16 protein-coding genes are annotated in these 13,287 nt (G+C 55.9%); 11 read left to right on the top strand and 5 right to left on the bottom strand.

Annotated features, from left to right (window positions below):
- The 5 genes from RQ738_RS04615 to RQ738_RS04595 form a co-directional block, all read right to left on the bottom strand.
- Positions 1-350, bottom strand: a 350-nt coding sequence (locus RQ738_RS04615; protein WP_314162420.1) for a transposase domain-containing protein, incomplete at its 3' end; no start/stop codon positions are given.
- Positions 351-495: 145 nt separating this feature from the next.
- Entirely contained in the window at positions 496-870 is a 375-nt protein-coding gene (locus tag RQ738_RS04610) for a PilZ domain-containing protein (RefSeq protein WP_314162419.1), read from the bottom strand.
- Positions 871-894: 24 nt separating this feature from the next.
- Positions 895-1,530, bottom strand: coding sequence for an FHA domain-containing protein (locus tag RQ738_RS04605; RefSeq protein WP_314162417.1), 636 nt, complete (start codon positions 1,528-1,530; stop codon positions 895-897).
- Between the two features lie 84 nt (positions 1,531-1,614).
- The gene (locus tag RQ738_RS04600; RefSeq protein ID WP_314162416.1) at positions 1,615-2,904 is read right to left on the bottom strand and encodes an HlyC/CorC family transporter; all 1,290 of its coding nucleotides are present in this window, start codon (positions 2,902-2,904) and stop codon (positions 1,615-1,617) included.
- Positions 2,905-2,965: 61 nt separating this feature from the next.
- The gene (locus RQ738_RS04595) at positions 2,966-3,766 is read right to left on the bottom strand and encodes an inner membrane protein YpjD (protein WP_314162415.1); all 801 of its coding nucleotides are present in this window, start codon (positions 3,764-3,766) and stop codon (positions 2,966-2,968) included.
- A 257-nt stretch (positions 3,767-4,023) separates the two neighbouring features.
- Here RQ738_RS04595 and RQ738_RS04590 point away from each other — a divergent pair, with 257 nt between their 5' ends.
- The 11 genes from RQ738_RS04590 to RQ738_RS04540 all read left to right on the top strand — a co-directional run bounded on the left by RQ738_RS04590 (position 4,024) and on the right by RQ738_RS04540 (position 13,285).
- Complete coding sequence (locus tag RQ738_RS04590) at positions 4,024-4,788, top strand: 3',5'-cyclic-nucleotide phosphodiesterase (RefSeq protein WP_314162414.1); 765 nt, start codon at positions 4,024-4,026, stop codon at positions 4,786-4,788.
- 73 nt (positions 4,789-4,861) lie between these two features.
- The gene (gene ffh / locus RQ738_RS04585; RefSeq protein WP_314162413.1) at positions 4,862-6,217 is read left to right on the top strand and encodes a signal recognition particle protein; all 1,356 of its coding nucleotides are present in this window, start codon (positions 4,862-4,864) and stop codon (positions 6,215-6,217) included.
- Between the two features lie 151 nt (positions 6,218-6,368).
- Positions 6,369-6,620: a 30S ribosomal protein S16 gene (gene rpsP, locus RQ738_RS04580; RefSeq protein ID WP_314162412.1), complete on the top strand. Its 252-nt coding sequence runs from the start codon at positions 6,369-6,371 to the stop codon at positions 6,618-6,620.
- A 49-nt stretch (positions 6,621-6,669) separates the two neighbouring features.
- Positions 6,670-7,188 (top strand): ribosome maturation factor RimM, encoded by a 519-nt coding sequence (gene rimM, locus RQ738_RS04575; RefSeq protein WP_314162410.1) that lies wholly within the window; start codon positions 6,670-6,672, stop codon positions 7,186-7,188.
- A 10-nt stretch (positions 7,189-7,198) separates the two neighbouring features.
- Entirely contained in the window at positions 7,199-7,951 is a 753-nt protein-coding gene (trmD, locus tag RQ738_RS04570; RefSeq protein ID WP_314162408.1) for a tRNA (guanosine(37)-N1)-methyltransferase TrmD, read from the top strand.
- Positions 7,952-7,988: 37 nt separating this feature from the next.
- Entirely contained in the window at positions 7,989-8,333 is a 345-nt protein-coding gene (gene rplS, locus RQ738_RS04565; RefSeq protein WP_314162407.1) for a 50S ribosomal protein L19, read from the top strand.
- Positions 8,334-8,430: 97 nt separating this feature from the next.
- Positions 8,431-10,185, top strand: coding sequence for a hypothetical protein (locus tag RQ738_RS04560; protein WP_314162406.1), 1,755 nt, complete (start codon positions 8,431-8,433; stop codon positions 10,183-10,185).
- A gap of 5 nt (positions 10,186-10,190) precedes the next feature.
- Complete coding sequence (locus tag RQ738_RS04555) at positions 10,191-10,670, top strand: methylated-DNA--[protein]-cysteine S-methyltransferase (protein ID WP_314162405.1); 480 nt, start codon at positions 10,191-10,193, stop codon at positions 10,668-10,670.
- Positions 10,639-11,544 (top strand): site-specific tyrosine recombinase XerD, encoded by a 906-nt coding sequence (xerD, locus tag RQ738_RS04550; protein WP_314162402.1) that lies wholly within the window; start codon positions 10,639-10,641, stop codon positions 11,542-11,544. Before RQ738_RS04555 ends, xerD begins: the two co-directional genes overlap by 32 nt.
- 512 nt (positions 11,545-12,056) lie before the next feature.
- Entirely contained in the window at positions 12,057-12,539 is a 483-nt protein-coding gene (locus RQ738_RS04545; RefSeq protein WP_314162400.1) for a YajQ family cyclic di-GMP-binding protein, read from the top strand.
- Between the two features lie 2 nt (positions 12,540-12,541).
- The gene (locus RQ738_RS04540; protein WP_314162399.1) at positions 12,542-13,285 is read left to right on the top strand and encodes a DsbC family protein; all 744 of its coding nucleotides are present in this window, start codon (positions 12,542-12,544) and stop codon (positions 13,283-13,285) included.
- The last annotated feature ends 2 nt before the right edge of the window (positions 13,286-13,287 follow it).

The following is a 13,287-nucleotide window of genomic DNA, read 5'->3' as shown; positions in this document are numbered from 1 at the left end:
GTGGCACCATGCCACAGCGACTGGGTCTGTTCAAATACCTCACGTACCGGCGCTTCCCCTAACCGCTGTCGGGCTTGCACGACGGCGCTGGGCGCGACAAAGGGCCGCTTGCCCGGCAGCAGAATATCCAGCTGATTAACCAGTTGGGCCATCGGCACATGCCGAAACAGCGCCATGCCCACGACACTCCAGACCATCATCTCCAACGGCAGACGACGTTTTCGGATCGTGACGGTGCCGCTGTTTTGCAAACACTCGCTTATGAGTGCCGGAGAGAGTACCTCGGAAAGGGCGTTGAACTGTTCAGGAGAAAAGGTGTGGATACGATCGAGAGCCTGGCTGAGAAACATAAAAAAATCCGGTGACCAAAAATGATCACCGGATTTTGATCTCATCTTGCTGATAGTCAAGTAACTTTTTGCTTAACTGATCGGCATTAAGCGTTAGCTGGCCTTTTTATTTCTCATTAATTCATCAATCATCATTCATAGATCATCAATCATTAAGGTGCGACAACTCACGATTGAGTAATTCCTCATCGCCCAGGTTCAGCTCTACCAGCCGACGCAAATGCGTAATGCTGTCGATATCGATGTGGTCGCAGTGAAGACCGACTTTGAAACCTTCGCAGTGGGCGACGCTTACGTCCATCTGAATAACGGTTTCGCCGTTATTCAGTTCTACTTGTAGCAGGCCGCTATCGCCGACCTTGGCGGTCCAGTCGTCGGGGCGCTTTATAAGCGCACCCTTGAGGGAAAGATCAATGGCCGTGCTTTTGATCTTTTCACCGCCGATAATTATATGCACGGGTGTTTCAAAGAGGATGCGTTGATGCTGACGGTGTTCGGTGGTGGTTTGCGTGTCACTCATGGCGGTTACCTCTGCAGGTACGGATTACTGTTCTAAATGAAATTGCAGCTTGAGTTTATCAATCTGAATCAGGTCTCCATCCTTGAGTGGCCAGGTCTTTTCGCCGATGCTTTCATTACCTACACGAAGGTTATCATCTTCACCGAGATTGGCAATGTAATAGCCGTCACGGCGCAGGGAAACAAGTGCCGGCGGCAGCCCGACCTTGCCCAGGTCGGTCATGCCGCTGCGGAGTTTGATGGTCTTGCCCAGGTTTGTACCGCTGAGCACCTGTAACCAGCCGTCGTGCTTATGGCTGGCCGCGGCGGGTGCCGGTGCGAGTTCAGGTTCAGGGGCATTGGCGATTACCGTGGTGTTGATTTCCGGCAGAGGTTCACCGGCGCCGGTATAGCGCAGGGTGTGCTTGCCGACACGGATCAGGTCGCCATCCTGAAGTGTGTGTTCGCTGACCAGCTGGTTGTTGACGAAGGTCTCTTCGCCGGTATGGCTCTGCAGGGTGCAGGTACCGTCGCGCAGTAATACGCGCGCATGCTGTGGTCCGATTGCGAGGCTGTCGATATGGATATCACAGGACGGTTCACGGCCTATGCTCATCAGGCCATCATGCAGTGGGATGACTTGCAGCGTATTACCCTTGAAAGCCAGTGTTAGTGTTGGCACTGAGGTTTTCCCTGTAACTGTCTGTATCGCTGCTAATTATAGCGTATTCGTTCGCCGGCTCAATGTGTCGTCGGTCACATAGTATCAGCCATCTGTCTGTTCTGTCGCCTGCTGGTCATCGGCAAGGGGGTAAAACTTCACTGTTTTCACGCCATTCTCGCTTACCTGCATGATATCGATGGTGTAACCCGCAATCTTCAGGCTCGTGCCGGTCTCGGGTATCGTCTCGAGGTGTTCGAGAATCAGGCCATTCAGGGTCTTCGGTCCATCGAGAGGCAGGTGCCAGCCAAGGAGTTTGTTCAGCTCGCGGATATTGGCGGTGCCATCTACCAGCCAGGTGCCATCTTCCTGCGGGTGGACTTCCTTGATGCTGGCGGCGGGATCGGTGGTGAATTCGCCGACAATCTCCTCAAGAATGTCCTCCAGCGTGACCAGGCCCTGCACGTCACCATATTCATCAACAACAAGTGCAATACGCCGTTTGGCGCGCTGAAAGTTAAGCAGTTGCGTGTGCAGCGGGGTGCTCTCCGGGACGAAGTAGGCTTCGGGCACGATTTCCAGCAGGGTCTCGCGGCTGAAGTTTTCCTCGGTCAGCAGTTTGATGGTGCGGCGCAGATGCACGATGCCGATGACATGATTGATATCGCCGCGATAGACAGGGATACGCGTATGCTGGGCGCTGTAGAGCTGGTCAAGGATGGATTGCCACTCGTCTTCGATATCGATCCCGACGATTTCTCCCCGCGGCACCATGATGTCATCCACTGTAACCTGTTCGAGGTCAAGGATACTCAGCAGCATCTCCTGGTGGGAAAGCGGGATCATGCTGCCGGCCTCGATAACCACGGTGCGTAACTCCTCGGGGCTCAGGTGCATGGAGTCCCGTTGCGAGACATCGATGCGCAGGAGCTTGAAGATGCCATGGGTTAACTTGTTAAAGAACCAGACCACCGGGTAGCCGATACGCATCAACGGGCTGAGGATCCAGGTGGCCGGGAAGGCAAAGCGCTCAGGGTGCAGGGCGGCCAGGGTCTTCGGGGTCACCTCGGCAAACAGCACCATGATAAAGGTCAGGATGATGGTCGAGGTAATGATGCTCAGTTCGCCGAATATACGCAGCATAATAATCGCTGCCAGCAGGGTGATCATGATGTTGACGGCATTGTTGCCAAGCAGGATCAGGCTGATTAGCCGGTCCGGGTGTTCGAGCAGGCGATGGGCGCGCAAGGCACCGGGATGCTTGTCGCGCACAAGGTGGCGCAGGCGATACTTGTTCAGGGCCATCAAGCCGGTTTCAGAACCGGAGAAGAAACCCGAGATAAGAATCAGGGCGACCAGCACCATAAGCAGCAGGCCAAGGGGTAATTCACTCAAGAACAGTCAGCCTCGTGTAGCGCCGGAAGGGCGGCAGGTAAATAAAGGATCTGGCATGGGTTTAACCCAGAATTAATTCCAGCACCAGCTTGCTGCCAAAGTAGGCCAGCAGCAGGGCGATAAAACCCGCCAGGGTCCAGCGGATGGCCGTGCGGCCACGCCAGCCGGCGCGCCAGCGGCCGAATAACAATATGGCAAAGACCAGCCAGGCAAGGATAGAGAGGCCGGTCTTGTGCACCAGGTGCTGGGCAAAGATATCTTCAAGATAAATAATGCCACTGAGCAGCGCCAGGCTGAGCAGGAAAAAGCCAACTGCAATGAGCTGGAACAGGATGGATTCCATCACCTGCATCGGTGGCAGGGCGCGCATAAAGCCGCCCGGGTGTTTATGCCGCAACTGATAGTCCTGCACGGCGAGCAGCACGGCCTGGAGTGCGGCAATGCTCAACAGGCTGTAGGCAAGCAGCGAGAGAATGATATGGATCTCGATATTGGCGGCACCATCGGTGGCCAGAATATGCGGTGAGGAAAAGAATCGCTCCAGCAGCAGGGCGATGGCGGCCAGCGGCAAGACCACGATGCCGAGGTTTTCTATCGGCTGGTTGAGTGCGGCCAGTAACATGAGCAGGGCAACCATGCCCATGACCAGTGATGCGGCACTATAGAAGCCAAGGTTGATTCCGGCCGGGGTGAAGATGCTGTTGTAAATCAGGCCGGCATGCAGGATCACCGCGCCCAGGCCCAGCGAGATCAGGGCCAGGCGATTTAGCTGTCCGGCTGCCGCGCCACTCACCAGGCGTCGGCCCAGAAGCAGGGTGGCCGCCAGGTAAAGAAAAACAGCTAAACTGGTAATTGTAAGCATTTTCATATCGTTGATTGCAGATAGTAGCCGTTTATCCCTAACTCTGTTAGGCTCGAATTAATAACATAATGGCATATTCATCGCGTTGGTAGAAGGGCTGTAAGCTTTATACAGTCGGACTTTCGGGATGAAGAACAATCAGGGCCTGTCGGTAAATTGCGGTTTTTTGTGATATAGACACGGAATTCCGGGACCGGATACGGCAAGCTGGCTATGCTATAAAATAACAAGAATTTCCACAGGTAGATCAGGCCAGTATGAAAGTTCGGATTCTTGGTTGCAGTGGAGGGATTAGCGCAGGCTTGCGCAGCACCTCTTTACTTATTGATGACGATATCCTCATTGATGCGGGGACGGGCCTTGGTGACCTGACGTTGGAAGAAATGGGCCTTATTCGGCACATCTTCGTCACGCATTCACACCTCGATCACGTCTGTTTTATCCCGCTGCTCATCGACACGATTTTCGACCTGGTCGAAGAGCCGGTCATTATCCACGGTCAGGAAAACACCTTGCAGGCCCTGCAGGACTATATCTTCAACTGGGTGGTCTGGCCTGACTTTGCCGAGTTACCCCGCCCGGAGGCACCGGTCCTCAGGTATCGCAGCATGCAGCCGGGCGACACCTGGGAAAACAAGGGCCGGACCTTCGAGATGATCGCGGTCAACCATATCGTGCCGGCGGTCGGTTACCGGGTGTCGGATGCCGGCGGCAGCTTCGCCTTCAGTGGTGATACCACCACCAATGACACCTTCTGGGCAGCACTGAATGCCCACCCGACGCTGGATATGCTCATTGTCGAGGCGGCCTTTGCCGACCATAACCTGAAGCTGAGCCAGTTGGCCAAGCACTACTGCCCCAGCCTGCTGGCAGAGGATATGCAAAAATTGCGTCATTTTCCGGATATCTACATTACCCACCGCAAACCGGGCGAGGAAGACAGGATATTGCAGGAATGCCGTGAACAGATGCCGGATCGAAAGCTGCGGGCCCTGTCCGGCGGCGAACTATTTACGCTATAATACCGCTCCGTGACCGGTAACGGTCTTCAGCAAATGACGGCCTGGCCGTCGAGAGTAAAGTTAACCTTTCCCCATGTTTGATTCCCTTACAGAACGCCTCGGCAAGACCCTGAAAAACCTGCGTGGACAGGGTCGGCTCAGCGAAGACAATATTAAAGACGCCCTGCGTGATGTACGCATGGCCCTGCTCGAGGCCGACGTGGCCCTGCCGGTGGTCAAGGCCTTTATCGACAAGGTCCGCGAGCGCGCGGTGGGCCAGGAAGTCCTGCAAAGCCTGAGCCCCGGCCAGGCCCTGATCAAGATTGTTCACGAAGAACTCATCAAGGTCATGGGCGAGGCCAACGAGGGCCTGAATCTGCACGTCACGCCGCCCGCCGTGATCCTCATGGCCGGCCTGCAGGGTGCGGGTAAAACGACCAGCGTCGGCAAGTTGGCCCGCTTCCTGGCCGAGCGCGAAAAGAAAAAGGTCCTGGTCGCCAGTGCCGACGTCTATCGCCCGGCGGCCATCAAACAGCTCGAGACCCTGGCGGGTGAAATCGGGGCCGGGTTTTTCCCCAGTTCGACGGAGCAGGACCCGGTCGATATCGGCAAAAGTGCCATCGAGTATGCAAAGAAGCATTTCTTTGACGTCGTGATCATCGATACCGCGGGCCGACTCCATATCGACGCGGACATGATGGGCGAGATCAAGCGCTTGCATGCCGCCGTCAACCCGGTTGAGACCCTGTTCGTGGTCGACAGCATGACCGGCCAGGATGCCGCGGCGACGGCCCAGGCCTTTAACGAGGCCCTGCCACTGACCGGCGTAATCCTGACCAAGGCCGATGGTGATGCCCGCGGTGGTGCCGCGCTGTCGGTGCGCGAGATCACGGGCAAGCCCATCAAATTCCTTGGTGTCGGTGAGAAAACCACGGCGCTGGAGGCCTTTCATCCGGAACGCATCGCCTCGCGCATCCTCGGCATGGGTGACATGCTCAGCCTTATCGAGGAGGCACAGCACAAGGTAGATCATAAGGAGGCCGAGCGGCTTGCCACCAAGCTCAAAAAGGGCAAGGGCTTTGACCTCGCCGATTTCCGCGAACAACTGCGTCAGATGCAGAGTATGGGCGGCCTGAGCAGTCTCATGGACAAGCTGCCGGGCATGGGTGACCTGCCGGCGGGCGTCGCCGACCAGGTCAATGATCGCGATATGCTGCGCCTGGGGGCGATTATCGACTCGATGACCCCGGGCGAACGCCAGCGGCCGGACATTATCAAGGGCTCGCGGAAAAGACGCATCGCCTCGGGTTCCGGCACCCAGGTGCAGGACGTGAACAAATTACTTAAACAATTCAAACAGATGCAGAAGATGATGAAGAAGATGGGCAAGGGCGGCGGCATGAAAAAGCTCATGCGCGGCATGCCCGGCATGGGTAAAATGCCATTTTAGGTGCCGCTGAATGCCCCCTGGGCGGAAATTCTGCCACAGGTCTTTCTTTTTACTCTAATTAGCGTAAAATGCAGCGATTTTTCGGGGGCGATCACATTCGCTCCCGGTTATTTAATTTCAGCAAGTTTGCAGCGAGAGGTTTACCCCGCACATGGTCACAATACGTTTGTCACGCGGCGGCGCCAAGAAGCGTCCGTTTTATCACATTGTTGTCACCGACAGTCGTAACCGTCGTGATGGCCGTTACATTGAACGCCTCGGTTTTTACAACCCGGTTACCCGCAGCGAAAATGAAGAAAGCCTGCGCATCGATACCGCCCGTGTTGATCACTGGGTCAAGCTGGGCGCGAAGACATCTGAGCGCGTCGCCAAACTGATCAAGAGCCAGGCTGCCGCAGCCTGAGCAGTTTTTGTGTTGCTGCCGCTGCGGTGGCAACAAGGGTTTCGGAGTCATGGTCGTGAGCGAGTCAGCGCAACAGATGATCGTGGTCGGCAAGATTTCCGGAGTCTATGGTGTACGTGGCTGGTGCAAGGTGTTTTCCCATACCGAGCCGCGCGACAACATACTGATGTATTCGCCATGGTATCTCCGCAAGGGGAATACGTGGCAGACAGCGGAAGTGATAGAGGGGCGCCAGCAGGGCAAGGGCATTATTGTCCACCTGCAGGGCTGTGATGATCGCGATGCCGCCGCCGCCTTGATGGGAACGGAAGTGGCCATCAAGCCGGAACAACGGGCGAGCCTTGCTGCAGACGAGTATTACTGGTCAGACCTGATTGGCTGCCAGGTGGAAACCGTCGACGGCGTCAACCTTGGTCACATTGAACGCATGATGGAGACCGGCGCGAACGATGTCATTGTCGTCGTCGGTGAGCGGGAACGTCTAATCCCGTTTGTTCAGGGTAATGTAGTGGTCGAGGTCGATATTGCCGCCAGGCGTATACGCGTCGACTGGGACCCGGATTTTTAGGGACAGGCAGGTGTCATTACAACACATTGCCGTTGTGACACTGTTCCCGGATATGCTGCGTGACATGACGCAGTATGGTGTGACCGGACGCGCACTCAAGAGCGGCATAGTTGACTTGAGTTTGCATGATCCACGTACACACGCAGAGGATAAACATCGGACGGTTGATGACCGGCCGTATGGCGGTGGCCCCGGCATGGTCATGCAGGTGGCACCACTGCGCGCTGCGCTGAATGAAGCGCGCGCCAGTTGTGGCGGCGAGGCAAAGGTGATTTACCTGTCGCCACAGGGACGCAAACTGGACCAGGCTGGTGTCGCCGAGCTGGCGAAAACGGATCGACTGATCCTGATCGCCGGTCGTTATGAAGGCATTGACGAGCGCTTGATTGAAAGTGAAGTCGATGCCGAGTGGTCTATCGGCGACTACGTACTGAGTGGTGGGGAACTGGCCGCCGCCGTCATCATTGACGCCGTGGTCCGGACCTTGCCCGGCGCGCTGGGTGACGATGCCTCGGCGGAGCAGGATTCGTTTGTAAACGGCCTGCTTGACTACCCGCACTATACGCGGCCGGAAGAGGTAGCCGGTCGACCGGTGCCGAAAGTCCTGTTGAGCGGTGACCATGCCGCAATTGCCTGCTGGCGGTTGAAGCAGTCACTGGGCAGAACATGGTTAAGACGGCCTGACTTGCTGGAACAGGTTGAGTTGAGTAAACAACAGCAACAATTGCTGGATGAATTTATTACAGAACACAATGAACATTGATCGGGCAACCGGTTGAAGCGTTAATCAGGAGTACATCATGAGCAAGATTATTGAGCAGATCGAAAAAGCGCAGATGAAGGACGGAATGCCTGCATTTGGTCCGGGCGATACGGTTATTGTTAACGTCAAGGTTAAGGAAGGTGAGCGCGAGCGTATCCAGGCTTACGAAGGTGTTGTGATTGCCAAGCGTAACCGTGGTCTGCATTCGGCATTCACCGTGCGCAAGATTTCAAATGGTGAAGGTGTTGAACGTGTCTTCCAGACGCACAGCCCGATTATTGAAGGCATCAAAGTCAAGCGTCGCGGTGACGTACGCCAGGCCAAGCTGTATTACCTGCGCGAACTGACCGGCAAGGCTGCCCGCATCAAGGAAAAGCTCTAGGCGAGGAATTATGCAGACTGCTATCAGCCAGTGCTGGTCACAATCTGCAGGTTCATCGGTCTTTCTTACACGGCGCCTGCGGGCGCCGTGTCTGTTTATGCGTAGCCTGATTTTACTCCTCTTCTCTCTTGCCTCGCTGCAGGCCCTTGCCGCGACCGATCCCTTTGGCGAAGCGCACTTTATTGCCGACCTCGGTGCCAATCAGCTGGCACTGGAAAAGATTGAACAGCAGCAAGCCCGCCCGGAACTCAGTATCGAAGACTGGCTGCAATGGGAGCGGTTGCGTATCGAGTTATATGCCAGGGGCGAGGCCTGGCAAACCCTGATCAAGCGTATTGACGCACAACAGCAGGTGCTGCCGGCGCCGGCGCGAGACTGGTTTGCCACGCAACAGGCTGATGCATGGTTGGCGCTGGGTGACGGGCAGGCGGCGCGCAAGATTTTGCGGCAACTGATCTGGCTGCGAGAGACGAACGTCAGCATGGCAAGCCTGAACCGGTGGCGGGAACAGCTGATTCGCAGTTACATGCTGGACAACCAGGCGAATGCGGCACATACCGCGATGTTACGGCATAACCAGGATAACCGGGCTGAAGCGAAAGAGGCCACAAGCCTGCGCGCCAGGGTATTGCTGCAGGCCGGGCGGCCCGGGGATGCGTTCGATCTCCTGGAGAAGAACACATCAGCACCTGCACGAAGCCTGTCTTTACTGGCGGGTCTGCGCAGTGCGAAGTTGCCGGCCGGCGACGTGGCGGACAAGGCGCTGGCCATGATCAATGCCGGCGGACTGGATAAGGATGTGCGTATCAGGCTCTGGGCCGTGGTTGCCGAGGCAAGCCGCGTTGAGAATGATACCGGTCAATATGCCGATGCGCTCGAGGCCATTTTTGCTGACACGCGCGCGACACAACTTGATGACGGTCTCGTCAAGCTGAAGGCGGATGACTTGTGGCAGGCCTACCGGCAGCATGCACAGGCAATCGGCAATCGTCAGCAACTCTTGATCGGTGATGATAAAAAATGGTTTGCACTGGCAAAGAAATATAAAGACAAGCCCTTACGCCAGCGTACGATTTATGGCTTTCTGACAGAGTCCGCCAGTACCAAGGAATCCAGGTTACAGGCGCATGAGAAGCTGGTGAACTCACTGCAGGACCGCAAGGGTGGACATGAGGTGCTGCGCCGACTCTATCTGCATGCCCCCCGATATGCCGAAACAGACAAGCTACCGGCTATCGTGCGTTATACCCTGCTCGAACAGGCACTCGTCGAGTCTGATCTGACACTGGCATCAAGAATGATAGCCGGCCTGCAGCAGGCCCCCCAGGGCGTGCCGCGGTTGCTTTGGGAGATGCGACGTGCCCGCGTGTTTATCATGGCAGGCGATCTTGAGAAAGGTAGCGAATTGCTTGTCGCGGTATTAAACGGCGAGACCGTGCTGGATAAAGTCGCGACGGACCGTTTCATGCAGGTGTTATTTGATCTACAAACCGTCAATGAGCATGAGCTTGCCTACAACCTGTTTGACAAGTTATTGTTACAAACAGGCGGACCGCAATTACGGCGCGAGATCCTTTACTGGATGGCTGACTCGCGCAAGGCCCAGGAGCAGTATGCAGAGGCCGCCGTCCTGTACCTGCGCTCGGCAGATCTTCCCGGCGAGAGCTTGCCTGACCTGTGGGCACAATCCGCACTCTACCAGGCTGCCGAGGCATTGACCGAGGCGGAACTGATCAGCGATGCGAGACGGATTTATTCGCGCCTGCTGAAGGTGAGCAAGGATGAGGCCCGGCGTGCCGTGTTGCAACGACGCCTGCAGCAACTCTGGCTGCGTGAGAGCAAGCGCGACTGATCACGGTGAACTACGCGGCGATTATCAAATTACCATTCAGCACGTTGGCTGTTCACACGTGTAACGAGACATTGCGGGCTATCGACTTCCTGCCCGATGAGACCACACTACTTGCCCCGCAATCCCCCCTGGCTCGTGAAGTCAGCGCACAGCTTGCGGCTTTCTGTCGAGATAAGCGGTTTTGTTTTGACTTGCCGTTGGCCGAGGCAGCAACGACCTATCAGCAATCAGTACGCGAGGCCTTGCTGGCCATTCCTGCCGGGCAGGTACTGAGTTATTCCGAACTGGCAGACAAGCTTGCCAGTGGCGCCCGCGCCGTGGCGATGGCCTGCCGCCACAACCCCTTGCCGGTAGTTGTGCCGTGCCACCGAATAGTGGCAAAACATGGCATGGGTGGTTATGCTGGCGCTGTCCATGGCAAACCCGTTGAGATAAAGCGTTGGTTACTCGAGCATGAATGCGCAGGTCGATTCCGATCAGGCTGAAATAGAGGCCTTTCTTGATGCCCTGTGGATGGAACGGGGTCTGAGCGAAAATACCCTGAGCGCCTACCGTAGCGATCTGCAAGGCCTGTCAAGGGCACTGCAATCCGGTGGGCGAAATCTGCAACTGGCACACCGTGAAGACTTGCTGACCTACCTGGCCGAGCGCGCCTCAAAGGGCGCGCATGCACGCACCACGGCACGGCTGTTATCGAGTATGCGGCGCTACTACCAGTACCAGATCCGGGAAGGGCGTCTGCAGGATGACCCGAGTGCACGTATCGAGGCCCCCAAGATCGCCCGGGCCCTGCCCAAGCTGCTTACCGAGGACGATGTGGAAAACCTGCTGGAGGCAGCCGATACGAGCGAGGCACTGGGCTCCCGGGATCGCACCATGCTCGAGTTGCTCTACGCCACCGGCTTGCGGGTGAGCGAACTGGTGACACTGGAGTTATCGCAGGTGAACCTGCAACAGGGCGTTGTGCGGGTAACCGGCAAGGGCGGCAAAGAACGGCTGGTGCCACTGGGTGAAGAGGCCTTGAGCTGGCTGGAACGGTTTATCCGTTACGACCGCGCCGACATAACCAATGGCCGGCCGCTGGACGCAATATTTCCGACTCGCCGCGGCGGGCCGATGACCCGGCAGGCCTTCTGGCAGTTAATCAAGCGTTACGCCGTGAAGGCCAATATTAATAAGCCCCTCTCGCCGCACACCCTGCGCCATGCCTTTGCTACCCACCTGATCAATCACGGCGCGGATCTGCGCGTCGTGCAGTTGTTACTCGGGCACAGTAATCTTTCAACGACCCAGATCTACACGCATGTCGCCCGTGAACGACTGAAGAGCCTGCATGCCGAGCATCACCCGCGAGGCTGAGGCCAGGAGTATGTTAAAAGCCCAACGCAGAGACGCCAAGACGCAGAGGCCGCTGAGTGAATTATAACTATCACCGTTATGTCGGTATGGTGCTAGCCGAAATCCATGAGTTATAAAAAAGATTGTGGTTAAAAGCCCAACGCAGAGACGCCAAGACGCAGAGACCGCTGGGTGAATTATAACTATCACCGTCATGTCGGCATGGTGCTAGCCGAAATCCATGAGTTATAAAAATGGGATTGTGGTTAAAAGCCCAAAGCAGAGGCGCAAAGGCTGCAGAGCAGGCGAACTAATTCATAAATATCCCGTCATTCTGGCGCAGGCCAGAATCCAGACATGCTTATAGAAGTCACTGGATAGCGGGTATCCACTATGTTTCACCTGGAATGACAAGTTTTTGTTATATTCTTGTCCTTTGCGGTCTTTGCGTCTTGGCGCCTTTGCGTTGCAAGAATTAATATAGGATGAATTTCCCTGTATAATCACTGAAAACGTTTAATCCGGAGGTCAAAATGCCATCGTTTGATATTGTTTCCGAGGTCGATAAACACGAACTGAGCAATGCCGTGGATCAGGCTAATCGTGAAGTAGGGAACCGATTTGATTTCAAGGGCTCTAATTCGAAGATCGTGCAGCATGATCTGGATCTGCGCATCGAGAGCGACAGCAAATTCCGCGTTGATCAGGTTCGCGGCATTTTATACGAGAAGCTCTCGAAACGCGGCATTGATATCGGTTGCCTCGAACAGGGTGATACCGAAGAGGCGCTGAAGTCTGCCAGGCAGACAATTACGGTTCGCCAGGGGGTCGACAAGGAACAGTCGAAGAAGATCAACAAGTTGATCAAGGACTCCAGGCTCAAGGTGCAGGCGGTTATTCAGGGTGAGCAGGTGCGTGTCACGGGTAAAAAGCGTGACGAACTGCAGAGCGTAATGGCGCTGTTGCGCGAAAACGAGACCGGCCTGCCATTACAATTTACGAACTTCAGGGATTAAGAATGAAACAGTTATTTTTCGCGAGTGCCTTCTTCACCAGCCTGGGCTTGTTTTTCGTTCCCGGCCTGGTGGCTGCAGATGATGCAGATCATGCCGCGATCAAACAGAGCCTCAGCGAACTCATGCCGGGGGAAACCGGTTACAGGATATCCAGTCTGCCCGTGCCCGGTGTTTACGAAGTCGATTTTGGTGACGGTTTTATCTACCTGTCAGCGGACGGTAAGTATGCACTCAAGGGCGACATCATCGACCTTACGGCAAACGTCAATATCACCGAAGAAAAACGTTCCCGGGCGCGCCTGCAGACACTGGCGAAGGTCGATGCGGAGAATATGCTCATCTATCCGGCCGACAAGGAACGCCAGCACTCCATAATCGTCTTTACCGATATCGATTGCGGTTACTGCCGCCGGATGCACCAGGGGATCAGCGAATACACGTCACGAGGCATCGAGGTGAAGTACGTCTTTTACCCGCGGGCAGGCAGAAAGTCTGCCTCCTATGACAAGGCCGTTTCGGTCTGGTGTGCCGATGACCGTCGTCGTGCCATGAACCGGATCGTGGCGGGCCAGCCTATCGAGAGTCGCACCTGTGACAACCCCGTCGAGCAGCACATGGATATTGCCGATGCCCTGGGTGTCACTGGCACGCCGACGATTTTCCTGGCCAATGGCAAACGCCTGCCGGGTTATATCCAGGCGGCCAAGCTGCAATACATTCTCCAGAACGAGATAGCCAGTCGTTAATA

It is taken from the genome of Sulfuriflexus sp. (assembly GCF_032250955.1).
Classification (GTDB): domain Bacteria; phylum Pseudomonadota; class Gammaproteobacteria; order AKS1; family AKS1; genus Sulfuriflexus.
The sequence above is the reverse complement of the archived record's forward strand: the minus strand, read 5'-3'. Positions and strand labels throughout refer to the sequence as shown.